Source organism: Streptomyces sp. NPDC001536 (assembly GCF_042894505.1).
Classification (GTDB): domain Bacteria; phylum Actinomycetota; class Actinomycetes; order Streptomycetales; family Streptomycetaceae; genus Streptomyces.
Genome location: NZ_JBIAVQ010000024.1, coordinates 82,953 through 106,371 on the forward strand (window position 1 = coordinate 82,953; position 23,419 = coordinate 106,371).

General features: G+C 70.5%; 22 protein-coding genes. 16 read left to right on the top strand and 6 right to left on the bottom strand.

Going from position 1 to position 23,419, the window contains the following annotated elements; translation table 11 throughout:
* The first annotated feature begins 116 nt into the window (after window positions 1–116).
* Entirely contained in the window at window positions 117–779 is a 663-nt protein-coding gene (locus ACFY0U_RS42395) for an NAD(P)-dependent oxidoreductase (protein ID WP_388645422.1), read from the top strand.
* Window positions 780–962: 183 nt separating this feature from the next.
* A complete protein-coding gene (locus ACFY0U_RS42400) occupies window positions 963–1,328 on the top strand; it encodes a nitroreductase/quinone reductase family protein (RefSeq protein ID WP_388645423.1) in 366 nt (121 codons plus the stop codon).
* Between the two features lie 185 nt (window positions 1,329–1,513).
* Here ACFY0U_RS42400 and ACFY0U_RS42405 read toward each other — a convergent pair whose 3' ends face one another.
* Together ACFY0U_RS42405 and ACFY0U_RS42410 are read right to left on the bottom strand one after the other, a co-directional pair.
* Window positions 1,514–2,161: a response regulator gene (locus tag ACFY0U_RS42405; RefSeq protein ID WP_388645425.1), complete on the bottom strand. Its 648-nt coding sequence runs from the start codon at window positions 2,159–2,161 to the stop codon at window positions 1,514–1,516.
* Window positions 2,158–3,384: a sensor histidine kinase gene (locus ACFY0U_RS42410; RefSeq protein WP_388645427.1), complete on the bottom strand. Its 1,227-nt coding sequence runs from the start codon at window positions 3,382–3,384 to the stop codon at window positions 2,158–2,160. Before ACFY0U_RS42410 ends, ACFY0U_RS42405 begins: the two co-directional genes overlap by 4 nt.
* 179 nt (window positions 3,385–3,563) lie before the next feature.
* Between ACFY0U_RS42410 and lgt the strand changes: the two genes are divergently transcribed.
* The 7 genes from lgt (at window position 3,564) to ACFY0U_RS42445 (ending at window position 10,845) form a co-directional block, all read left to right on the top strand.
* Entirely contained in the window at window positions 3,564–4,430 is an 867-nt protein-coding gene (gene lgt, locus ACFY0U_RS42415; protein ID WP_388645429.1) for a prolipoprotein diacylglyceryl transferase, read from the top strand.
* A gap of 30 nt (window positions 4,431–4,460) precedes the next feature.
* On the top strand, window positions 4,461–4,883 hold the full coding sequence (locus tag ACFY0U_RS42420) for a DUF6069 family protein (RefSeq protein ID WP_388645431.1): 423 nt from the start codon (window positions 4,461–4,463) through the stop codon (window positions 4,881–4,883).
* 81 nt (window positions 4,884–4,964) lie between these two features.
* Window positions 4,965–5,654 carry a siderophore-interacting protein gene (locus tag ACFY0U_RS42425; protein WP_388645433.1) on the top strand — a complete coding sequence of 230 codons (690 nt, stop codon included), beginning with the start codon at window positions 4,965–4,967 and terminating at the stop codon, window positions 5,652–5,654.
* A 1,066-nt stretch (window positions 5,655–6,720) separates the two neighbouring features.
* Window positions 6,721–7,656 (top strand): ATP-binding cassette domain-containing protein, encoded by a 936-nt coding sequence (locus tag ACFY0U_RS42430; RefSeq protein ID WP_388645435.1) that lies wholly within the window; start codon window positions 6,721–6,723, stop codon window positions 7,654–7,656.
* Window positions 7,653–8,522 (top strand): ABC transporter permease, encoded by an 870-nt coding sequence (locus tag ACFY0U_RS42435; RefSeq protein WP_388645437.1) that lies wholly within the window; start codon window positions 7,653–7,655, stop codon window positions 8,520–8,522. Before ACFY0U_RS42430 ends, ACFY0U_RS42435 begins: the two co-directional genes overlap by 4 nt.
* Before the next feature lie 305 nt (window positions 8,523–8,827).
* Window positions 8,828–10,171, top strand: a complete 1,344-nt coding sequence (locus ACFY0U_RS42440; RefSeq protein WP_388645439.1) for a sensor histidine kinase — start codon at window positions 8,828–8,830, stop codon at window positions 10,169–10,171.
* Window positions 10,168–10,845 carry a response regulator transcription factor gene (locus tag ACFY0U_RS42445; protein WP_189935505.1) on the top strand — a complete coding sequence of 226 codons (678 nt, stop codon included), beginning with the start codon at window positions 10,168–10,170 and terminating at the stop codon, window positions 10,843–10,845. The genes ACFY0U_RS42440 and ACFY0U_RS42445 overlap by 4 nt, the downstream gene beginning before the upstream one ends.
* A gap of 230 nt (window positions 10,846–11,075) precedes the next feature.
* Here ACFY0U_RS42445 and ACFY0U_RS42450 read toward each other — a convergent pair whose 3' ends face one another.
* Entirely contained in the window at window positions 11,076–11,324 is a 249-nt protein-coding gene (locus ACFY0U_RS42450) for a hypothetical protein (protein ID WP_388645440.1), read from the bottom strand.
* A 57-nt stretch (window positions 11,325–11,381) separates the two neighbouring features.
* On the opposite strand from ACFY0U_RS42450, the gene ACFY0U_RS42455 reads away from it, so the two are divergent.
* The 3 genes from ACFY0U_RS42455 (at window position 11,382) to ACFY0U_RS42465 (ending at window position 15,472) form a co-directional block, all read left to right on the top strand.
* The gene (locus ACFY0U_RS42455) at window positions 11,382–11,684 is read left to right on the top strand and encodes an FCD domain-containing protein (protein WP_388645469.1); all 303 of its coding nucleotides are present in this window, start codon (window positions 11,382–11,384) and stop codon (window positions 11,682–11,684) included.
* Window positions 11,685–13,026: 1,342 nt separating this feature from the next.
* Window positions 13,027–13,932, top strand: a complete 906-nt coding sequence (locus ACFY0U_RS42460; RefSeq protein ID WP_388645442.1) for an NADP-dependent oxidoreductase — start codon at window positions 13,027–13,029, stop codon at window positions 13,930–13,932.
* 85 nt (window positions 13,933–14,017) lie between these two features.
* Complete coding sequence (locus ACFY0U_RS42465; protein WP_388645444.1) at window positions 14,018–15,472, top strand: DHA2 family efflux MFS transporter permease subunit; 1,455 nt, start codon at window positions 14,018–14,020, stop codon at window positions 15,470–15,472.
* A 117-nt stretch (window positions 15,473–15,589) separates the two neighbouring features.
* On the opposite strand, the gene ACFY0U_RS42470 is transcribed toward ACFY0U_RS42465, so the two are convergent.
* The 3 genes from ACFY0U_RS42470 to ACFY0U_RS42480 are packed head-to-tail and all read right to left on the bottom strand — an operon-like array spanning window position 15,590 to window position 19,316.
* A complete protein-coding gene (locus tag ACFY0U_RS42470; protein WP_388645446.1) occupies window positions 15,590–16,732 on the bottom strand; it encodes a thiolase in 1,143 nt (380 codons plus the stop codon).
* Window positions 16,729–17,139 carry a Zn-ribbon domain-containing OB-fold protein gene (locus ACFY0U_RS42475; RefSeq protein ID WP_388645448.1) on the bottom strand — a complete coding sequence of 137 codons (411 nt, stop codon included), beginning with the start codon at window positions 17,137–17,139 and terminating at the stop codon, window positions 16,729–16,731. Before ACFY0U_RS42475 ends, ACFY0U_RS42470 begins: the two co-directional genes overlap by 4 nt.
* Window positions 17,140–17,168: 29 nt before the next feature.
* Complete coding sequence (locus ACFY0U_RS42480) at window positions 17,169–19,316, bottom strand: CoA transferase (RefSeq protein WP_388645450.1); 2,148 nt, start codon at window positions 19,314–19,316, stop codon at window positions 17,169–17,171.
* A gap of 258 nt (window positions 19,317–19,574) precedes the next feature.
* Between ACFY0U_RS42480 and ACFY0U_RS42485 the strand changes: the two genes are divergently transcribed.
* From ACFY0U_RS42485 to ACFY0U_RS42500, 4 genes are all read left to right on the top strand, one after another.
* Window positions 19,575–19,778: a ferredoxin gene (locus ACFY0U_RS42485; RefSeq protein WP_388645452.1), complete on the top strand. Its 204-nt coding sequence runs from the start codon at window positions 19,575–19,577 to the stop codon at window positions 19,776–19,778.
* A gap of 146 nt (window positions 19,779–19,924) precedes the next feature.
* Entirely contained in the window at window positions 19,925–21,223 is a 1,299-nt protein-coding gene (locus ACFY0U_RS42490) for an NAD(P)/FAD-dependent oxidoreductase (protein WP_388645454.1), read from the top strand.
* Window positions 21,220–22,476 (top strand): cytochrome P450, encoded by a 1,257-nt coding sequence (locus ACFY0U_RS42495; RefSeq protein WP_388645456.1) that lies wholly within the window; start codon window positions 21,220–21,222, stop codon window positions 22,474–22,476. The genes ACFY0U_RS42490 and ACFY0U_RS42495 overlap by 4 nt, the downstream gene beginning before the upstream one ends.
* Window positions 22,477–22,514: 38 nt before the next feature.
* Window positions 22,515–23,417, top strand: coding sequence for an SDR family NAD(P)-dependent oxidoreductase (locus ACFY0U_RS42500; protein ID WP_388645457.1), 903 nt, complete (start codon window positions 22,515–22,517; stop codon window positions 23,415–23,417).
* The last annotated feature ends 2 nt before the right edge of the window (window positions 23,418–23,419 follow it).

Here is a 23,419-nt window from a genome sequence, read left to right on the forward strand (position 1 = left end):
AGGCGGACGAGGCACTTGTGTTCATCGACCTCCTCCGCCAGGCCGCAGCGCGACCGCTTCCGTCCCGCGACCGCCCAAGCCACGTCCATCGTCTGACCCCTACTCAGGTGAGTGTCATGACCAACCTGCTCATCCTCGGCGGCAGTGGCCGCACCGGAATACATGTGCTCACTCAGGCCGCCGCACGCGGCCACCGGGTCCGCGCGCTGGTGCGCAACCCCGACGCCCTCCAGGCTCCGGTCGGCGCCGAGTTGATCCAGGGCACGCCCTCGAACATCGACGACATCCGCAAGGCCGCCCAGGGCAGCGAGGCGGTGATCAGCGTGCTCAACAACTCCCGTGCATCCGACAACCCCTGGGCCAAGTCCGTCAGCCCGCCCACGTTCATGACCGAGGCCACCCGCAACACCCTGACCGTGATGGGCGAGCAGAACATCCGCCGGATCGTCCTCACCTCCACGCAGAACACCGGAGACGGCCGGGCCTCGGTCAACCCGGCCTTCAAGGCCCTCGTCAAGTTCTCCAACCTCAAGGCCACCTTCGACGACCACGACGGCGTGGACGAGGTCGTGCGCGCCTCCGACACCGACTGGACCCTCGTCCGGGCTGTCTTGCTCGCCGACAAGCCCGTCGTCACCCCGGTGCGGGCCGCCGAGGCCGGGACCGACAAGCCGGGTACGCGGATCAACCGCGGCGACCTCGCCGGCTTCCTGCTGGACACCGTCGAGCAGGCCACGTGGATCCACAAGGCGCCGCTCGTCTGGAACGCGGGGCGCTGAACGTCCCAGCTCGTCATGTCTGCGGTGATCGGGGGACGGCCGTGTCCTCCGATCACCGCCTTGGACGCCGGCGCCGGCTGTGGTTGGCAGACGGCACCTGGGAGCAGTTACGGGGTCACGGGCAGTCTGCAAGCTCCGGTCGGCCACCAGGATCACGATCGGGAACCGAGCACGGGAGGCATCATGCGGAACAGTGGGGGACTGAGGCGGCGAGCGGTCGGCGGTTTTAACGCCTGGGTCGTGAGACTCCGTTCGTCGCGTCGGTGGGGGAGGTGGGTCCGTCGCCATCTCACCGTCGTCACGTACACGGGGCGGCGGTCGGGACGAACGTTCAGCACTCCGGTGGCCTACCGGCGCAAAGGTGACATCGTCACGATCGCCGTGGCCTTCCCTGACGCCAAGAACTGGTGGCGCAACTTCACGGGGGACGGAGGTCCGATATCGCTCCAGCTGGAAGGAGCGGATCGAGATGGCCATGCCGTCGCCCAGCGAGGCGACAAGGGCCGCGTCCTCGTCACCGTACGGCTGAACGACCAACCGCGACCATGAACGGCCGCGTGTCCGGTGTGCGGGACGCTGTCGGCTCGGGTGCACAGCCGGTAGGCACGTCCGCTCGCCGACAGCGCGGTGGTGATCGAGTGACAGGTCCGGTGGTCCGAGGCGGCGAACGTTCCTGTCAGCAGGCGACGTTCGCGGAGCGGCAACGGCGAACAGCACGACGACATCGCCGGCGCTCAGTCCATGCGGATGATCCCCCGGCCGAGTGCGGCGGTGACAGCGGCGGTGCGGTCACCGACGTCGAGCTTGGTGTAGATGTGCAGCAGGTGGGTCTTGACCGTGGCCTCGGACAGGCGCAGGGCGCGGGCGATCTGCTTGTTGCTCTGTCCCCGGGCCACGGCGGACAGGACTTCGAGTTCCCTGCCGGACAGGCCGGCGCCCCGGTCGCCGCGCATATGGGCGAGGACCTTGGCGGCGACCGTCGGGGACAGTGCCGCGCCTCCCCGGGCGGCGGTACGGACGGCCTCGCAGAGCTCGTGTCGTGCGGTGTCCTTGAGCAGGTAGCCGACCGCGCCGGCGTCGATCGCGGCGGTGATGTCGGCGTCCGTGTCGTAGGTCGTCAGGACGAGTACCTGCACCTCGGGGTGGGCGGCGCGGATGGCGGCGGTCGCGGCGGTGCCGTCCATGCCGGGCATCTGCAGGTCCATCAGCACGACGTCGGGTGCGAGTGCGGCGGTCTGGCGCAGTGCCTCGGCACCGGTGGAGGCTTCGCCTACGACCGTGAGGTCGGGCTGGGTGGAGAGCATGGCGGCAAGCCCGTCGCGGACCACGGGGTGGTCGTCGGCGAGGAGGACCCGGATCGTGGGGCCGGTCGAAGTCCTCATGGCGCGGGGGCCATATGTTCGGTGCCCGACACGGCGGCTGAGGGTTCGGAGGACGGAGGCTCGACGGGGAGCGGCACCGTGACGGCGACGGTCGTACCCTCGCCCGGGGCGCTTTCCACCGCGAACGTGCCGTCCAGCGCGGCGATGCGCTCCCGCATGGTGTTCAGCCCGATGCCCGTATGCCGGGAAGCGGGTGCGAAACCGGTGCCGTCGTCCTGGATGTCGATCGCCAGGACATCGCCGAGGTAGGAGAGCGTGACCGACACACTCACGGGGCGGGCGTGGCGCCGGGCGTTGGTCAGTGCCTCCTGCACGACGCGCAGCAATTCGCCCTCGGTAGTGGGGGGCAGGGCGACCGGTCGGCCAGTCATGACGGTGTAGGCCTCGGTGCCGGTCTCCTCCGCGAGCCGGGTGGTGAGTTCGCGCACCGCGTCCGCCAGGTGCGTGCGGTCCAGCGGGGCGGGGCGCAGCGCGTGCACGAGGCGGCGGCTCTCGACGAGGTTGTCCCGGGCCGTGCGCATGGCCTGCTCGACGCGGCGGGCCGCAGGGGAGTCGGGTGACAGATCGTCGCGTGCGGCGTCCAGCAGCATGGCGATGGACGCGAACCCCTGAGTGAGCGTGTCGTGGACCTCCCGGGCCAGGCGCTGACGCTCGGCCAGGGTGCCCGCCTGCCGTTCCGCTGCCGCGCGTTCTGCCTGGGTGGCGGTGAGTTCGTCCAGGAGCCGCTGCCGCTTGTGGCTCTCGTGGTCGAGGGTGGCGACGTAGCAGGTGATGGTGACCGCCACCGCGGTGCCGAGGACGCAGCCGGTGAGCTCCCGCACGTCGACGGAGCCGTTGGTGGTGAGGCTCTGCCATGACCAGGCGGCGCCCAGCACCAGCACCCCGCCCGCCGACCACCAGGCCCGCCGCAGCCAGTACGGGCTCAGCACCGCCACGGCGACCGGGAGGAACGCGGGATCCACCACGGCCATGAACGCCCACCCGGCCAAGGCCCCGACGAGGTAGGGCAGCGGCGGGCGATCGGCGCCGCCGCGCAGCGCGATCCAGTACGCGTACCAAAGGGCGAGCCCCACCGCCGGGCCGATCCGCGACAGCGCCGCGCCGGTCGTCATGTCCGCCCCGGCCAGCGCACCCGGCATGGACAGGGCGAGCACGGTGGCGAAGAAGGCGTGCTGCCCCATGACCTTCCACCGCTCCCACTCCCACGCCTGTTGCAATGCCATGACCATCAGAGTAGGCGCACCCTCGTAGCGGGCGAATCAGCCGGCCAGCGGGGGCGGGTCCACCGATCGGTGGACGAAGAGCGCGTCGATCGGTCGATGTGTGTAAGGGGCGCGGGCGGCGACGATCGGCCCCGCGGCCGACGGCCTGCTGCTCCACCGCCCCTCGTGAGGAACCACCCGTGCCCCTGGCCTTCATTCCCAGCCCGTCCATCGGCGAGATCCACCTGGGTCCGCTGCCGCTGCGCGGCTACTCACTGATGCTGATCCTCGGCATCGCCGCCGCGGTGTGGCTGGGCGGCCGTCGTTGGGCCGCACGCGGCGGAGAGAAGACCGTCGTGACGGACATCGCAATGTGGGCGGTCCCGTTCGGTGTGGTCGGCGCCCGCGTCTACCACGTGATCACGTCCAGCGAGCCGTACTTCGGCAAAGGCGGCGATTCCGTCAAGGCCCTCTTCATCTGGGACGGAGGCATCGGCATCTGGGGCGCCATCGCCGGCGGCGCCGTCGGAGCCTGGATCGGCTGCCGCCGCAAGGGCGTTGCCCTGTCCGCGTTCGCCGACGCCGTCGCTCCCGGCATCGCGCTGGGCCAGGCCATCGGCCGCTGGGGCAACTGGTTCAACCAGGAGCTCTACGGGCGGGCCACCGATCTCCCCTTGGCCCTGGAGATCGACCCCGCGCACCGGCCGGAGGCCACCCCGGACCTGGCCACTTACCATCCCGCGTTCCTGTACGAGTCGTTGTGGTGTCTCGGCGTGGTCGCCCTGGTCCTGTGGGCCGACCACCGCTTTCACCTCGACCGGGGCCGGGCGTTCGCGCTGTACGCCGCCGCGTACACCGTCGGCCGCTTCTGGATCGAGTACCTGCGGGTGGACGAGGCCCACCACATTCTCGGCCTGCGCCTGAACGACTGGACCGCACTGCTGGTCTTCGCCGTCGCCGTCACCTACCTCGTGGCGGCGACGCGGCGCGCGGCCGACAGGCGTACCGGCGTCGACGCCGGCCGTCTCCTTCACCAGGTGGCTGCCACCAGCAGCCCCAAGAGCTGACCAATGTCCTTCTCACAACCTGGAGTTGCCATGTCCCGTGTTTCTGAGACGCTTCCCTCACGTCAGGGTCCGCTCGTGGTGGCGGGAGGTGTGGTCATCGCCATCCTGCTGTCCTCGTTGGTGAACGCGCTGATCGCGGTGCTGGCGCACGCCCTGGGTGCACCGGATGACTTCGACCCGTTGGAGCCCTCGTCGTACATCTTCCTGACCACGCTGGGAGTGCTGGGAGGAGCCGTCGGATGGGCCGTCATCCGCAGGTTTTCCCGCGATCCCGAACGGCTGCTCCGCCGGCTCGTCCCGTCGGTCGTCGTGGTCTCCTTCGTTCCGGACTTCTTCCAGTTCGGCGACGGCGAGGTGACCGGTGTGGTGGCACTGCTCCTGATGCACGTCGCGGTCGCGGCGATCGCGGTGCCGACGTACCGCAGGGTCATGCCACTGAGCTCGGTGCGGTGACCGCAGCGACCGCTGCACCCGATCGTGTCAGAACTCCCCTCCCTCGTCGTCCGGTTGTCCCTCTCCCACCCGGAGCCCACCATGCCCGCCCTGCTGGATCCCGTCCTCGACCTGCTGATGCTGCGCGGAACCGTCACGGCCACCGAGCCGATAGCCGCCCGCATGCGCCGTCTCCGCATCGAGGGCGACGCGCTCGCCGGACTGATGGTGCGCCCCGGACAGCAGGTGCGCGTACTGGTGGGCAACGGGCTGACCCGGCGTACGTACTCGGTGTGGCACTACGAACCCGCCGGTGCCGTCGAGCTGTGCGTGCTGGATCATCCGGGCGCCGGGCCCGGCGCCCGGTGGGGGCGGACCGCCGCGGTGGGAGACCAGGTGCGGCTGAGCAGGCCGGAGGGCTCCTTCGTGCTGCGCCCGGACGCCACGCACCATTTCTTCGCCGGGGACGAGACCGCGGCCGTCGCCTTCGGGGCGATGCTGGCCGCGCTCCCCGAGGGCGCACGGGTCTCGGGCTGCGTGGAGACGGCGACGCCGGCGGACCGGCTGCCGCTTGCCCACGGCGACCGCCTCGACTGGCTGGTCAGGGGCGATACATCGCTGCCGGCCTCGGTACGGCGACTCGCTCCTGCGCCCGGCGGCGTCGCGTACGTCGCCGGGGAGGCGCGGACCGTGCAAGCGGTGCGGCAGGTGCTCGTACGGGAGGCAGGCTGGGACCGGCGGTCGGTCCTCACCAAGCCGTTCTGGGCCCCGGGCAGACGCGGGCTGGAATGACGACAGGGCCCTACGCAAGCCTTGAGGTCTACCAAGACAAGGCGCCCTCCGGGCAGAAGGGCTGCACCCCGGTCGTGAGCGACTCGCGGACCAAGTCGGAGGACAGGTCCTCCGGGCCGCTGGAGCGGATCGCGAACAGCCTCCCGCCGCCCGCCCGGACGCGGTGGTCGATGGCCTGGCGGCGCTCTCTTCCCGTCGTAGCGGTACGGCTGCTCGGCCCAGAGGCCCCGCGTCCCTCCGGGACTCGAAGCCGGGCTGCGGAAGCAGCCGTGGCCGGGGTCGTTCTCGGCGCGGGAATGCTCCCACTGCCTGGCGGTGGCACCGCAGTACCAAGGCCGGGCCGTCATTGGCTCCCCGGGTACCACCGTTTCCGGTCGACCGGCTCCTAGCGTGACAGGAAAGCAAGCCAGGAGGGGATCGGTCCCCGGGCACAGGGGGAAACAATGACAGGGCCGCAGAGCACTGAGTGGGTCCAGACCGAGCATGCATTCGGCCCGGCCTCCAGCGCGGCATGGGCCGACCGCGCCGTGGCGCCCGTGTCCACCAGCGCGGGAGAAGGCGCACGGCCGGAATGGCACAGTGCGCAGGACAGCGCGATCGCGCAGCTCAACGAAGGGCCGCACACGAGGGGTTGCTCCATGGCGAGCGTGTCCACGAGCATCTCAAGGCCGTCGACCAGGTCTGGCATGGTGAGGTGCGCCCCCGCTCAGGAACGCGAACTGCTTTCACGGCCGCAGGTGTCGCAGTCGGTACGCCACCGTCCGACATGCCCGCAGAGCATGGCCGTCCGCGCCGGGCTCTTGTCCGGTCCCCGCGTGGTGGGGGAGTTCGCCCCGCCGCCGTTCCACGCGCGGGTTGGACTCACCGTGTCGCTTCCGGGCCGCGGCAGGCGGCGACCAGACAAGTGCCGGGGCCGGTACGGAGGTTCCGCTGCGGGTGGTACCGCGGTACCACCGCGTCCGCGTCATTGCTCCCCTGGGTACCAAGATGCGCGGCTCCCGGACTCCTAGCGTTTGTGGTGAACGAAGCCCGCCAGGGGCCGGTAGCCAGATGCGAGGTAGTGACCATGATCGAGGCGCAGCAACTGACGAAGCGGTACGGCGAGAAGATGGCGGTCGACCGCCTGGACTTCGTCGTCAGGCCCGGCACCGTCACCGGGTTCCTCGGCCCGAACGGGGCCGGCAAGTCCACCACCATGCGCATGATCGTCGGGCTGGACGCACCGTCGGGCGGCAGTGTGACGGTCAATGGCAAGCGCTATGACCGGCACTCGGCGCCGTTGCAGGAGATCGGCGCGCTTTTGGAGGCCAAGTCGATCCATCCGGGCCGGTCCGCGTTCGACCACCTGATGGTGCAGGCCCACACTCACGGTATTCCGCGGCGCCGGGTGGAGGAGGTCATCGAGATGACCGGGCTGCAGGCGGTGGCCAAGAAGCGGGCCGGCGCCTTCTCCCTCGGCATGGGCCAGCGGCTGGGCATCGCCGCGGCGCTGCTGGGCGATCCGGCCACGGTCATGCTCGACGAACCGGTCAACGGGCTGGACCCCGACGGCGTGCTGTGGATCCGCAACCTGCTGACCGGGCTTGCCGAAGAGGGCCGTACCGTCTTCGTCTCCTCCCACCTCATGAGCGAGATGGCGCTGGTCGCCGATCACCTGATCATCGTGGGACGCGGGCGTCTGCTGGCCGACACCACCGTGCAGGAGCTGGTGCGGCAGTACGGCGGGGACGCCGTGACCGTGGCCTGCGACCAGCCCGCCCGTCTGCGGGAGGTCCTCTCCGGGCCCGGTGTCGAGATCACCGGCGAGGTCGGCTCCGAGCACCTGCACGTCACCGGCCTGTCCGCGCGTGCCATCGGCCTCAAGGCCGCCGAGCACGGCATCCCCCTGTTCGAGCTCAGCTCCAGGGCCGTCTCCCTGGAGCAGGCGTTCATGGAACTGACCCACGACGCCGTCGAGTACCACGGCGCCGGCACCGTCGACACCCCTGGGAGGGCGGCATGACCACGATGACCGAGACCCACGACGCCACCACGACGTCCCCGTCCTCGCCCGAGGCCACACAGCAGGCACGTCCGCGGTACAAGGTCACCGGACTGCGGGTGCTGCGCTCGGAGTGGGCCAAACTGTGGACCCTTCGTTCCACCTGGATCACCCTGGCTCTCGGTCTGGTGTTCCTGATCTCGTTCGGTGTCATCGCCGCTGCGCAGTACGGGTCCGGCAGTGGCCTCGACGACGGCGGACCGGGCGGGGACCTGAGCAACGCCGACGCGCTGGGCCTGTCCCTGTTCGGTATCTCCCTCGCGCAGATGGCGTTCGGCATTCTGGGCGTGATGGTCACCGCCGGCGAGTACTCCACCGGCATGATCCGCTCCACGCTCGCCGCCGTCCCGCGCCGGCTGCCGGTGCTGTGGTCGAAGTCGGCGGTGTTCGGCCTGGTCACTTTCGCCGTCGGCACCATTGGTGCCTTGGTCGCCTTCCTGATCGGGAACGAACTGGTCTCCGGCACCGCGGCGGAACTCTCGCTGTCCGACTCCGGTGTCGTCCGCAGCCTGCTGGGCGCGGGTGTGTACCTCGGCCTGATCGCCGTGATCGGCACCGCGCTGGGCGCGTTGTTCCGCTCCGTCGCGGGCGGCATCTCCGTCCTGGTCGGCACGCTGATGCTGGTGCCCAATCTGACCTCGCTGCTGCCCAACTCGTGGGAGGACGACGTCAACAAGTACCTGCCCACCAACGCGGGTGAGTCGCTGTACTCACTGACCCACGACGCGGCGAGCCTCTCGCCCAGCGCCGGGCTCCTGGTCCTCCTCGGCTGGGCCGCGCTCGCACTGGCCGGCGCCGCGTACCGTCTGGTGCGGAAAGATGCGTGACCCGGCCCTTCCCCTCGGGGGGGGGGGGGGGGGGGCCGGGCGGGGGCCCCCCCCCCCCCCCCCCCGGGCCCCCCGGGCGCCGGGCCCCCCCCCCCCGCCGCCCCCCCCCCCCCCCCCCCCGGCCCCCGCCCCCCCCCCCCCCCCGCCCGCCCCGCCCCCCCCCCCCCGCCCCCCCCCCCGCCCCCCCCCCCCCCCCCCCCCCCCCCCCCCCCCCCCCCCCCGGCGGGCCGCCCCCCCCCCCCCCCCCCCCCCCCCCCCCCCCCCCCCCCCGGCCGTTCTGAGCCACGATGGACAGGGGACAGCCCATGAGCACCGACGACGCCACCCTGCCGGGGACGGCCTCCCACCCGTCACCGGGAGGAATCGAGGCCAGGTGGGACCACCCTCTGGTCAGGCGGGCGTCCTGTATCGGGCAGCGCTTCAGGGAGATCGACCAGAAGCGTCCGTGGCTGCTGGACGCCGGTCTGGTTGTCGTCCTGACTCTCGTGCTGTGCGTGCCAGACCTGATCTCCCCGCAGCAGCCGGAGGAGTTCGACGTCGACTTCACCCGCCTGCCCTGGCCGGGGACGGTCGCGCTGCAGGCGGGCCTGCTGCTGCCCCTGCTGTGGCGGCGCAGAAGGCCTGCCCTGACCTTCGTCATGATCGCCGCGGTGTTCCTCGTGGTGTGCGCTCTGGGGGTCTGGCTGCGCGCCGGGATGGCCGTGCTCATCGCCCTCTACCACCTGGCGCTGCACGGGCGGCCGCGCCATCTGCCCGTGGCCTGCGCCGCGCCGGTCCTCGCCATGGGGCTGGTCGCCGTGCGGCTGAGGGGTGAGGTGTCGATCGTGGACGGGATGTTCTTCCTGGGCACCACCGTCGTCGCCGCGGTCGCGCTGGGTCTCGTCGTACGCGTGCGGCGGGCCCAGCTGGCGGCCCTGCACGACCGCGCGGCCCGCCTGGAGATCGAACGTGACCAGCGCAGCCAACTGGCCGCCGCCGCCGAACGCACCCGAGTCGCCCGCGAGATGCACGACATCGTCGGCCACAACCTCTCCGTCATCATCACGCTCGCGGACGGCGGTGCGCGGGCGGCCGACCTCACCCCCGAACGCGGCAAACAGGCCCTGCTCATGATCGGAGACACCGGACGCCAGGCACTGGGTGAACTGCGTCGCACCTTGGGCGTCCTACGCGACCAGCACACCGCCGACACCGCCCAGCTCAGCCCGCAGCCGCGCCTCGCGGACATCGACGCCCTGTGCGCCCGTATCCGCGCCGCCGGCCCGCAGGTCGTCTACCGCACCAGCGGCGAGTTGGACAACCTCGACCGTGGTGTCCAGCTGACCGTCTACCGTATCGTCCAGGAAGCGCTCACCAACGCCCTCAAACACGCGGGCCGCGACACGCGCATCGACCTGACGGTGACCGCCCGGGACATGGAACTGCGCATCGACGTCCAGGACACCGGCCCGCGTCCGCAAGCCGCACGGCCGGAACAATCCCGAGACCACGGACAAGGCCTGACCGGTATGAGAGAACGCGCAGCCCTGTACAACGGGACCGTCACCGCGGGAGCTGCTCCCGGCGGAGGCTGGGCGGTGCGAGCCGTCCTCGACCTCACCCCGATCACCGGCCTGCCCCGTCCTGCCCACACGGGTGGTGCGGAGTGACCACGGTGCTCATCGTGGACGACCAGCCGCTGCAGCGCTTCGGCTTCCGCATGCTTCTGGAGAGTTCTCCCGGCACAGAGGTCGTCGGTGAGGCGGAACACGGCGGCGAGGCCGTCCGCATGGCCGCCGAACTCCGTCCCGACGTGATCCTCATGGACGTCCGGATGCCCGGCATGGACGGTATCGAGGCCACCCGCCGCATCATCGCGTCCGGCGGCCGCTCCCGGGTCCTCGTCCTGACCACCTTCGACCTGGACGAGTACGCCCACGCGGCCCTGCGCGCGGGAGCCAGCGGCTTCCTCCTCAAGGACGCCCAACCCGATGAACTCCTGGCCGGGATCCGCGCGGTCGCGGGCGGCGACGCCGTCATCGCCCCGGCACTCACCCGCCGGCTGCTGGACACCTACGCCCAGCACCTGCCCCAGGCCTCGCCCAGCCGCACACCGGACGACGACCCCAGGGTCCGCTCGCTGACCGAACGCGAACGCGAGATCTTCGTCGCCATCGGTCAGGGCTGGACCAACGGTGAGATCGCCGAGCGTCTGGTGCTGTCGGAGTCAACCGTGAAGACCTATGTAGGCCGTGTCCTGGCGAAGCTGGGAGCCCGCGACCGCATCCAGGCCGTCATCCTCGCCTACGACCTGGGCCTCGCCCGGCCGAGCGCACCCGAGTGAACGGACGCGCTCGGCTGACGCCAGAGGTCACGACAGGCTGCGCCTTCAGGCGGGGTGAATCGCCAAGGGCGGCAGCGGCGAGGCCTATGGGACGCTCCGCGATGCCATCGTGCGCTGCGAACTGGTGAGTGGCGCCGGGCAAGTGATCGGCAACGAGTGGGCGCCGGTCGAGCGCGACTTCACGAAACGGAAGTTCCGGCGCGTCTTGACGAACGTCGCGACGAGCCCCGTCACGCCACGCTCATGCCATGGGCCTTGCCGGTGCGCCACGTGCGGTCGCTCGACGTCACCCGCGGACGGCCCGTCGTGCGATGTGAGATCCGGAGCAGTGCGTCGGTTCCCGCGATGGGCCACCAGTACCTGGTGTCGGTACCTGTGAGGAGGCAGGCGGGGGTCGTCACCGAGTATGCGCTCCAGCCCGCCTCCAGCGCGACATGGGTCGACCGCACCGAGGCGCTCGTGTCCACGAAGGGCCGCACACCGAGTTGGCTCCATGGTGAGCGTGTCCACGAGCACCTCAAGGCCGTCGACCAGATCTGCAGGAGGACTCCAGGTGGTACCGCGGTTCCACCGCGTCCGCATCAGTGTTGTGCGAACAGTCCGGCAACTCGATACTCGTGAAGACCTGGCGGCAACTCGAGGGACCCATGCGCGTCGTCATCATGAGTGCCGCAGGTGAACGCCGTGATGTAACCATGTCCGCTGCCTCCCACGCGCCCATCGCCGACGCGATCGCGCGCGGAGACGCGACAGCGGCCCAGGAGATCCTGCACGCGCACATGACCTCGGCGATCGAGCACCTGGGCATCGAACGCGAAGGTACCCGGGAGACGGCCTGACCCTGGACCGACTCCGGACGACGTGACGGGACGTTGCACAGTGACGGTGCGTCCGGGGGAGCCGCTGGCCCGGCACGATCCGCCCGTCGGCCGACGGCGAGCGAGACGCGCGCCTCGGCGTCCGCATACGACGGAACGGTCCGCGCGCCGAAACGGCCTTGCGGCACAAAGTGGCGGGCTGCGAGCGACAGGGCTGGATCCCGCGGCCAGGACGGGCTCCGGCGCGTGACCTGACCTGTGGCCGGGCGTCCCGATGTCGTCGATGCCCCGGCCGTGCCCACGGCGGGTTCGGCGCACTCTTCCCTCGATGAGATGGCGCGGCTGCTCCTCGGACAGCACGGCGACCGGCGCCGGCCATCGCGCGGGGGAGACTCGACAGGCCGCGTCTGAAGCCCGCGTCGAGGGCACGCCGCATCCTGACCGGCCACGCGCTCGGGGGGCCTTGCGGGGTGTGTGAGACAACCGCAGGGCTGTGCCTGCCGCGCGAGCAAACGGTTGGAGCAAGGGCCGAATCCGCTCGACGGGCGGGGCGCCCCGGTGCGAACACTCCCGCGGTGCCCGGCGAGGAGAGCATCCTGCTGCGCGGGCTGGAGGCCTTCGCGGAGCCGGTCTACGACCAAGCCTCCGCGCGGGAGTTGGCCCGGCGCCCGGGTGTCAGCCACAACTTCATCAACGACCGGTACGGGTCCAAGGCGGCCTTCTGGCGTGCTGTGATGGACCACGCGCTGAGTGCGCAGCCGGCGCGCCTGCCGCAGGGGGATGGCTCGGTCGACGACGCCGAGTGTCTGCGGCAGATCGTCTCCGGTTTCTGCCGGACCGCGGCGGACGCGCCGCTGGTCGGACGGATGTTGGTCAACGAGTTCACCCTGGACAGCGAGCGGTTGGACTACGTGTACGAGCACTACATCGCTCCGACTCTGCCGTATCGGGAATGGTGGAGGTGCCTCTGGCGCGGCGTCTGGGCAGGCCCGAGCCTGCCTCGCCGGGACACCTCGCGGCCGCGGCGGAATCATTGGCGGCGATCGTGGGCAACGGACTGCTTGCGACAGGTGCGGCAAGTCGGCGCTGAGCTCACTTCGCGGCCCGGACGGTTCCTCGGGCCGGGGCGACCACCCCTGCCAGGGCCCTGCCGGGGCGACGGTCTGCCGCACCCACGACGACGCCACCTGCCCCGCGACTGGCCGCAGCCCTGTCGGCCACGGAGTCGCTGTCCACGCGCCCGGCCTTTCCCGGCCTGGGCCACTCTGTCGGAGTTGTATTCTAGTATCGTATTCTAGAAGTCGGAGGTGTTGTTCACGAGCCGCCTGAACGGTGGCGCACGCATGGGATGGAAGGGGTGGACGTGAAGGCGATCCAGTACGAGGAGCACGGCGGCCCGGAGGTTCTGCGGCTCGTGGAGGTCGAGGAGCCGCACGCCGGCCCCGGGCGGATACGGCTGAAGGTCATGGCCGGCGGCGTCAACCCCGTCGATTTCAAGCTCCGTCGCGGCTACATGCGGGATTTCCTGCCCGCGTCCTTCCCCGTCACCCCCGGCTCGGAGGCTGCCGGCATCGTCGACGAGGTCGGCGAGGGGGTCACCGGTGTCTCGGTGGGGGACGAGGTGCTGGGCTATACCGTCACCGGCTCCTACGCCCAGTACGCGCTGGCCGAGGACTTCGCGCCCAAGCCGGCCGGCCTCGACTGGGAGACGGCTGCCGCGCTGCCCGTGGCCACCAGGACCTCGGAACGAGCGCTGGACACCATCGGGGTGACCAAGGGTGAGACGGTGCTGGTGCACGGTGCCTCCAGCGTGGTCGGCTCCGTCGGCGTCCAGCAGGCCGTGGCCCGCGGGGCCACCGTCATCGGCACGGCCTCCGAGGCCAACCACGACTACCTGCGCTCCCTCGGCGCCCTCCCCGTCACCTATGGCGACGGTCTCGCCGACCGGGTCCGTACCGTGGCTCCGCAGGGCATCGACGCCGTCTACGACGTGACCGGGTACGGGGTCGTGGACGTCTCCATCGAACTGCGCGGCGGCACCACCGACCGCATTGTCACCGTCGCCGACCACGCCGCCCTTGGGCGGGGCGTCGCGTTCATTTCCGCTGACGGCGCGTTCGGCCCCCAGCTCGCCGACTACGCCCGCCTCGCCGCCGACGGCCGACTGGGCGTCCGCATCGCCCAGAGCTTCCCGCTTGCGGACGCGGCCAAGGCGCAGGAGCTGAGCGAAGCCGGCCACCCCGGCGGCAAGCTCGTCCTGCGCCCGTAAGAGATTCATCCCGCGCCCGTAGCAGGCACTCCGGGCATGACGACGGTGCTGCGGGCTTCGAGAGCAGGGGCGTCCTTTGTCAGAAGTGAGACCGGTACGTGCCGCCAGGTCGGCCTGGGTGGCGCTGTGGGTCGTCCTGGTCGGTGGCTACTGCTCGGTCCTCAACATCACGGTCATCAGTGTGGCGTTGCCGGACATCGCGGCAGACCTGGACGCCACGGGTGGGAGTGTCGACGTCGACTGGGTCGCGACGGTGTATCTCGTCGGCGTCGTTTTCGCACTGCCGGCCACGGGGTGGGTGGCCGACCGTTTCGGCCGGCGGAAGACGTACCTGGCCTGCGTCGCGGCCTTCGGCGCCGGCTCGGTTCTGTGCGTGCTGGCACCCGACATGCCGCTCCTGGTCGCGGGCCGTTTCGTTCAGGGTGTGGGCGGTGGAGCGTTGATCCCCGTCGGTATGACGATCGTCCTGGAGGCGTTTCCGCCGAACAAGCGGGGCACCGCGATGGGCATCTGGGGTGTCGGCATCGCGGGGGCGCCGGCCGCGGGGCCGGCGGTGGGCGGCTGGCTGGTCACCGCTCTCGGGTGGCGGTCGATCTTCGTGGTCTTCGTGGTGCTGGCGGTCCTGGCGTTCGTCCTCGCCCTGGTGCTGCTGCCGAAGTCCGGCTATCGCCAGCAGCGCCGATTCGACGCGCTCGGCTGGTGTCTGGCCTCCGCGGTCACGGTCCTTGCCGTGCTCGCGATCCGGCAGGCCCCCGCGCTGGGCGGCACGTCCCCGGTTCTCTGGGCCCTTGTCGCGACTGTGGTCGTGTTTTCCCTGTGGCTCGTGGTGCGGTCGTTCAAGATCAGTGATCCGCTCATCGACTTCCGGATGTTCGGGAACTGGACCTTCAACCTCACGGTGCTGGTGACCGCGTTCATCAACGTGGCCCAGTACGCGCGTCTGAACTTTCTGGCCGTGGAGCTGCAGACGGTACGCGGCTTCGACGCCCAGTACGTCGGACTGCTCCTCGCCCCGGCGGCCATAGGCGTCGCGGTGACCGGTCCGCTCGGAGGGTGGCTGACCGACCGGGTGGGCGCGCGAACCCCGGTGGTCGGCGGACTCGTTGCCGTCGTCAGCAGTATGTGGATGCTCGCGACCCTTCGCGTCGACACCCCGTCGCTTCAGATCGCCGTCATCCTGGTGCTCCAGGGCTGCGGCATCGGGCTGGCCAACATGCCGGTCATGGTGGCTTCGATGAACAGCCTTCCCCAGCGGTACGTCGCCCAGGGCAGCGCCATCTCCAACCTCACCGGCCAGTTCGCGGCCACGGCGGGCGTGGCCGTCTTCGGTGCGCTGCTGGTGGCCCAGGTGGGCAGCGTCACGGCGGAAGACGTCCCGGCCGGCGCCGCCCAGGAAGCTTTCAACAACCTCTTCCTGGTGGCCTTCTGGGTCGCTGTCGTCGGACTCGCCGCGGCGACCCTTCTTCCGGGAGCGCGCCGGTCCGCCGAGATCCATCGGGTCCGTGCCGACGAGTCGGCGGCCGAGCGTCCTGCACAGTAGTTCCCGAGGGCCGACCGGCGTTCCCCGGGCACGGACGCGAGGAAGGCGACTCCGGGCCCGACAGCCGAACGCGGTGCCGGTCGATGAAGACCGGCACCGCGTCAGCAGCGGCAGGCGTCAGGGTCGGCGGGGCGCCAGGACCAGCGACGCCGCGGTCGAGAACATGCCGCCGACGCCATGGGCGAAGCTCAGTTCGACGTCGGGGACGGGCACGGCCGCGGTGCCACGCACCTGCCGTACCGCTTCCTGGATGGCGAACATCCCGTACATGCCGGTGTGCGTGTACGAGAGGCCGCCGCCGTTGGTGTTCATGGGCAGGCGGCCGCCCGGTTCGGTGTTGCCCTCGGCGACGAACGCGGCTGCCTCGCCGGGCTTGACGAAGCCCAGGTCCTGCAGTCCGTACAGGGGGACGTGGGCGAACGCGTCGTAGATCATCAGGTGGTCGATGTCGGCCGGTCCGACGCCGGCCTCGCGGAAGGCGTCGGCGCTCGCGTCGCGGAAGGCCCGCGACGAGGTGAAGTCCTCCATCTGCGACACGGCCGAGTGCGCCGAGCTCTCGCCGGTGCCGAGGATGTACACCGGCCGCGACGGCAGATCGGCGGCTCGCTCGGCGGAGGTCACGATGAGGGCGCCACCGCCGTCCGTCACCACGCAGCACTCGGCCTGATGGAAGGGGTACGCGATCATCTTCGAGGCGAGGACGTCCTCGACGGTGATGAGGTCCCGGCGGAAAGCCCGCTCGTTGGGGTGGGCCCACTTGCGCTGCGCGACCGCGACAGAGGCCAACTGCTCGTCGGTGACACCGAACTCCTTCATGAACCGCAGCGCGGGCACGGTGAACATCGTGACGAAGCCGGCGGTCCCGTACGGCATTTCGAACTGCCCCAGCGAACTGCTGGCGGCGAACTGCAGACGCCCCTCTCCCACCCGGGAGCGGCCGGACTCGCCGTGTGTGATGAGCACGGCCGAGGCCATGCCCGCGGTGATGGCGGCGGCGGCATGGCGGACGTGAAGGAAGTAGGAGCATCCGCCGACGCTGGTGGTGTCGACCCAGCGGGTGCGGATCCCGAGTGCGTCGGCGACCTCGCCGGCGTGGAAGCCGGTGCTGGCCACCCCGTCGATGTCCGCCGGGGTCAGTCCGGCGTCGTGCAGGGCGTTGCGCGCCGACTCGAGGTTGAGGTGGAGGGCGGAGTGCTCCGGCAGGACGCCGAGGCGGTCGGTTTCCGCGGCTCCCACGATCGCGATCGAACCGGGCTTCATGCGGCCACCTCCGCCGGCGCGAACACGGGTACGGCGATTCCGTCGCGTTCCTGGAACCCGACCTTGAGCGGCATGTCCAGGACCAGGTTCTCGGGCGTGTTCTCGATGCCGACGATGTTCGTCATCATCCGGGGGCCCTCGGCGAGTTCGACGACGGCGATCGCGTACGGCGCGTCGTCCTGGAAACCCGGCGCCGGACGGTGGTTGATGTTGTACGAGTACAGCGTGGCGTCGCCGGACACGGTGACCCACTCCACCTCTCCGTCGAAGACGTAGGGCGAGCAGGGCCGAGGGTAGAAGAAGAACTTGCCGGTGGTGACGCAGCGCTGGATGCGCAGTTCGCCCCGTGCGGCGGCGTCCCAGAACGGCTGGGTCTCGGGCGTGGGTTCGGGCAGGGCCTTGGACATGGGTTTGGGCATGGTGTCCTCTGGGTCGGTCAGCGGTAGAGAGGGCTGAACTCGAGGTCGAGCGGTTCACCGGTGACGACGACGCCCTCGCCGGCCAGCGCACGGATCCTGTCGGGGGCGTAGCCGATCTCGGTGAGCAGCTCATGTGTGTGCTCGCCCAGCCCCGGGGCGTCGGGGTGCGGGCGCTGGGGGGTGCGGGAGAATCCCGCGAACCGGCCGGGCTGGGTGTAGACCGTCCCCGACACGCTGACGGCACGCCGCATCAGACCGTGCTCGTGCAGGTAGGGGTCGGCGCACACTTCACTGGCCGTGCGTACCTTCACCGCCGCGATGTGGTGCGACGCGCACCAGGCGAGCGCCTCGTCGGTCGTCCGGCCGGCCAGCGAGGAGGCGAGGGTCGCGGTGTCGATGTCGACGGTGCCGGGATCGGCCTGGACGCGGACGAAGCCGTCGCTGGTCGGATGGATGCGGTTCATCTCGTCCGGCCCGGTGAAGTCGTCGCCGCCCGTGGCGGGCGCGGGCCGGCCCGCGTAGTCGGTCAGCGCGGTCAGCTGCAGGAAGGCGGACGTCGCGGCCAGTGAGGTCGACAACTGGCGCACCACGCCGAACCGGGCCCGGTCGAGCAGGCCCAGCACCGCGGTGAACGCCCCCACCACGGCGGTCGTGTGGTCATTGACCGGCAGTGACAGGACCACCGGCTCGCCGGTGCCGCCTTGCGCGGTCATGATTCCGCCCGCCGCCTGCAGGACGGTGTCGTAACCCGGTCGTGGGGCCAGTGGCCCGCTCTCGCCGTAGGCGGTCACGCCGACGCTGATCGCCCTCGGGTTCAGCGAGGCCAACCGGTCGAAGCCGTATCCGAGGCGTTCCATGACGCCGAGCCGGAAGTTGTTCATGACGACGTCGCTGTGGCGCACGACGTCGTCGAGCGTGGCGCGGCCCGCGGCCGTGGACAGGTCCACAGCGAGGCTGCGGGTGGCGCGGTTGAAGACGAACCCGGTCATCCGCCATGGGTCGCCGACCGGCGGCTCCACTTTGACGACGTTGGCGCCCAACTCGGCCAGCAGCGCTGCGGCGTAGGGGCCGGCGACGAACGTGCCGAGCGAGGTGACCCGGACGCCGTCGAGCGGACCGCGTCCGTGCGTGGGCGTCGGCTTCGGTGGTTCGGTGCGGCGCTCCCGCAGTGAGGTGACCGGCACGCCCGGCATCCGCACGCGCCCCAGCTGTGGATGATCGATCTCCCGGACCATGCCGGTGGCCGCCACTTGCGGCCCGGAGAACCACTCCTCCCGGCTTTGCACGATCGTGCAGGGGATGTCGGCCGCTTCCAGGATGGCGATCCAGTCGTCGGCTGGCTTCGACGCGAAGTACTCGGCGAAGTGCGCGCGCACCCACGCGTGGTTGGAGATGTCCCACAGGGCGTCGAGCCGTCCGCGGATGCGGTCGTCGTCCAGGAGGTGGAGCGAACCGGTCGTCTCCAGTGTCGCCCGGGCGAACTTCGGTCCCAGGGCGCCGACGAACACCCACCGGCCGTCCGCGGTCCGGTAGCGCGTGTACAGCGGGTTGAGTCCGCCGGGTCCGATCGCGCGGGACTGATCCGCGGAGCCCTCGTCGCGCCCGTAGAGGTAGCCGAGGAAGATGTTCGCCGCGTGGACTCCGTTCACCTCCACGGTCTGGCCGCGTCCGGAGGTCTCGCGTTCCAGGAGCGCGGCCGCCGCGCACGTCGCCGACCACACGCCCTGGGCGATGGTGATGTACGGGTACACGTGGTCGACCGGCCGACCGGAGTACGAGGCCTGGACGGCGGCGAATCCGAAGTAGGCGTGGAGCAGTTCCGCGGACTCCCTACCGCCCGCCCACGGTGTCCCGTCGGTTGTGCAGGGCGGGGTGACGACCACGATCAGGCGGTCATGGGCTTCGGCCGGTACCTGGTCGGGACGGTCCACGAAACAGACGTCGGCACGGGCGAGCTCATCGGCGGGCGGGGTGCCGTCCGGCGTCAGGTGCCCGACGGTCTTGGCATGGTCGGTGAAGATGAACTGGGGCAGTGGCGGGGCGTCGTCGCCGGGTGCCTGGTACCGGACGACGTCGGCGCCGAAATCCGCCAGTAGTCCGCCGGCGAGGCGGCCGGCCAGCCCGTCGGTGAGGTCGAGTATGCGGAGTCCTTCGAGCGGCAACATTGGCGCCCTCCATGGTGACCTTGGGTCAACTGGCGGCCGGGCCGATCGGCGAAAACGGCAGCTGTCGCGCGGCTGCGCCAGTTTCTAGAATCGCGCTCTGATACTGGCATGCTCAAGTGGGGCAGTCAACAGGGGTGCATGAGGCCTCTGACCTGCTACGGTCGGATCAGTACTAGAACATCGCTCTAGTGCTGCCAACTGAGAACACTCGTGAAGGAAGGGGGTGTCCTGCATGCGGCAGAGGTATGCGGGAGTCCGATGAGCGGCTACCGCGTCGAGGGTGACGCCGATCGGTGCATCGCAGCTCAACAGTGCTCGGCGGTGGCGCCGGCGCTGTTCGGTCACGACGAGTACGGCGTCGTCGTGGTCACGGACCAGGAACCGGCCGAAGAGCATCGGGAGTCGGCTGAGTACGCCGCGCGGATCTGCCCGGCCCAGGCGGTCCGGGTGCTTCCGGGATAACGGGCGAACGGGCCTGTCGTGGGCCGGTCGACCCCTGTCGGCCGGCCCGCGACGCGCTGGCGGCAGTGCTTGGCGCAACCGGGAGTCCGCCACGGTTGACCAGAGCGAGATTCTAGGATTCAATTCTAAAACTGACAGGTCCCAGCGTGGGGACCAGCGACGAGCCACGCGGCCTGAACCTCGGAAGGGGCGGCATGATGGAGACGGTCGTCATCGTGGGTGCCGGTCTGGCCGGTGTCCAAGCCGCGGCCTCGACCCGGGAGCGTGGATACGACGGTCGGCTGGTCGTCGTCGGAGCCGAGCCCCACCCGCCCTACCAACGACCGCCGCTGTCCAAGGAGCACCTCCGCGACGGCCAACAGCTGGCGCTGCGCCCCCCGCGCTTCTACGAAGAGGCGGCCGTCGACATCCGTACGGGGGTGCCGGCGACCGCCATCGACCGGACGGCCGGCGAAGTGCTGCTGGCCGATGGCGAACGGCTGCGCTACGACCGTCTGCTCCTGGCGACGGGTGTCACGCCACGCGAACTTCCGGTCCCCGACCCGCCGCCGGGCGTCATGACACTGCGCCACCTCCAGGACGCGAACAGACTGCGGGCCACGGCGGTTGACGCGACCCATGTGGTGGTCGTGGGCGCCGGATTCCTCGGCCTCGAAGTCGCCTCGACGATGCGGGCGCTGGGCAAGCACGTCACCGTGATCGAGGCCGGAGGCCGCGTCCTCGGCCGCGGCGTGTCGAGTGTGGTCGCGGCCGTCCTCGAAGGAGCGCACGAGCGGGACGGCGTGGACATCAGGCTCAACGACTCCGTGCGCTCCTGGGCGACCCGGCGCGGTGGCCACATCGGCGGAGTGGTCACCAGAGGCGGCCGGTTGGTACGCGCGGACCTGGTGGTCGTGGCCGTCGGAGTGAGACCGAACGTCTCGCTGGCGGCGGACGCGGGCCTGCCGACGGCCGACGGGGTCGTCGTCGGGCCGGACTTGGTGACCGTCGATCCGCGTATCGCCGCGGCAGGCGACTGCGCGCGCGTCGTCGACCCCGCCATGAGTTCGTCGGTGCGGTTGGAATCCGTACAGAACGCGACCGATCAAGGCCGCACGATCGGCGCCTGGCTCGCGGACGGACAGGCCCGCGACTACGCCGCCGTGCCGTGGTTCTGGAGCGAGCAGGCCGGTCGGCGTCTGACCATCGCCGGGCTGGTCGGCGAGGGCGACGAGGTCGTGACCCGCGGCGATCCGGCCGCCGGCCCGTTCACCGCGTTCCACCTGCGTGAGGGGGTTCTTGTCGCTGCCGAATCGATCGACGCGGCCGCCGACCACCTGGCTGCGCGCCGCCTGCTGAGTCCGTCCGGCCTTCGCGGCGAACCGATCGACCGCGAACTGCTGGCCGACCCCACCGTCAATCTTCGTAGTTACGCGACGCACCGAGCCGAGGAGACCGTGCGATGACCGCTACCACCCAGTTCACCGATGTCGACGAGATCGACGTCACCGACATCCGCCTCTGGACCAGCGACCCGCATCCGGCACTGCACTACCTGCGCGAACACGACCCGGTCCACTGGCACAAGGCCGACCCGAAGAATCCCTTCGCCCCTCACCCGTTCTGGGTCCTGACACGGCACGAGGACATCGTCCACGTCTCGCGCCACCCGGAGTTGTTCTCTTCGGCCAACGGAATATCGGAGAATGCTATTGAGCTCCCCATGGGTGAGTTCGACACGTTCGCGATGCTCGGCGCCGACGATCCGTACCACGCGTGGATGCGAGGGCTGGTGAGCGCCGCGTTCACCGCGAAACTGGTCCGCGAATCCGAGCCCTACATCCGGGCGACCACCGTCGCTGTGCTGGACGAGGTGGCCGGACGTCGCGACCCGTTCAACTTCGTGCACGAGGTCTCGGCGAAAACGCCGATCCGCGTCATCGGCGACATACTCGGCGTCCCCCGGAGCGACCAGCACCTCCTGACGGAGTGGACCGACGCAGTCTCCGATCTCGACGACCTGACCATCGACTTCGAGAAGGGCACCGGACACTCGGCGAAGGCCACCGCGGCCGTGGCGGAGATGTTCGCCTACCTGGAACGCATGCAGCAGCAGCGGGCCGAGTCGCCCACCGAGGATCTGGTGTCCAAGCTGATGGGCGCCGAGATCGAAGGGGAACGGCTCAACTGGCAGCAGCAGCGGGAGTCGTTCTTCATTCTCGCGACCGCGGGCAACGAAACGACCCGCAACACCACCACCGCCGGCGTCCGGGCTCTGGCCGAACACCCCGACCAGCGACGCGAACTGATCGAGAACCCGAAGCTCATCAGGACAGCCGTCGAGGAGATGCTCCGCTGGGGAACCGTCGTGACTCACTTCCGCAGGACCGCGACCCAGGACACGGTGATCGGTGGCAAGCGCATCGCCAAGGGCGACTGGGTCCTCATGTTCTACAGCGCCGCCAACCGCGACCCCAGCGTCTTCCCCGACCCGGACCGGTTCGACATCCACCGCCAGCCGAACGAGCACCTGGCCTTCGGCGGCGGCGGCCCGCACTTCTGCCTCGGCGCCCCGCTGGCGCGCCTGCAGCTGCGGATCATGTTCGAGGAACTGCTGCAGCGGTTCCCCGACTACCGCGTCACCGGCGAGGCGGTGTTCAACGAGAGCAACTTCTTCCACGGCATCAAGTACCTGCCCGTCCAGCTCTACGGCGAGTGAGCCGCCGCGACTCCGACGACCCCTACGAGAGGAAATCCATGTCAAGCAGTTTGGCAGGCCGTGTCATTGTCGTGACCGGATCCGGGCGGGGGCTCGGCCGGGAACACGCGCTCCTGCTCGCCCGCGAGGGAGCGTCCGTGGTCGTGAACGACCTCGACGAGGACGGCAAGGGACCCGCACACGACGTCGTCGACGAGATCAAGGCACTCGGCGGCCAGGCAGTCGCCGACGGCAACTCGGTGACCACCTGGGACTCGGCGGCCCAGATCGTGCAGACCGCGATATCGACCTTCGGCCGGCTCGACGGCGTCGTGTGCAACGCGGGATTCCTGCGTGACCGCATGCTGGTCAACATGTCCGAGGCCGAGTGGGACGACATCATCAAGGTCCACCAGTACGGCACCTTCTACCTCCTGCGGCACGCGGCCGAGTACTGGCGCGGCAGGCACAAGGCAGGCGAGAAGGCCGACGCCTCCGTGGTCACCACGACCGCGATCTCCGGACTCCACGGCAACGTCGGACAGGTCAACTACGGAGCCGCCAAGGCGGCCATCGCGCTGATGACCATTTCCGCCTCCCGCGAGCTCGAACGGTACGGAGTCCGGGTCAACGCGATCTCGCCGCTGGCCAAAACACGTCTGACCACGGGCAGCCTCAACGGCGGCAACCCGATGGACTCGGCGCCGGACGACGCGCTCGCACCGTCCCATGTCTCGCCCCTGGTTGCGTGGCTGCTCAGCCCGGAGTGCACGTCCAACGCCCAGGTGTACGGCGTGTTCGGGCGCCAGATCCACCGCTACACGGGCTGGACGCCGGCCGAGTCCGCCTCCGCCGACGAGAACTGGACCGTCGAATCGGTGGCGGCCGCACTGCGCGGCTGGCCCGACCAGCACGATCCCGGGTTCATCCCCGGCATCCCGCAGCCGGCACCGGCGAGCTGACC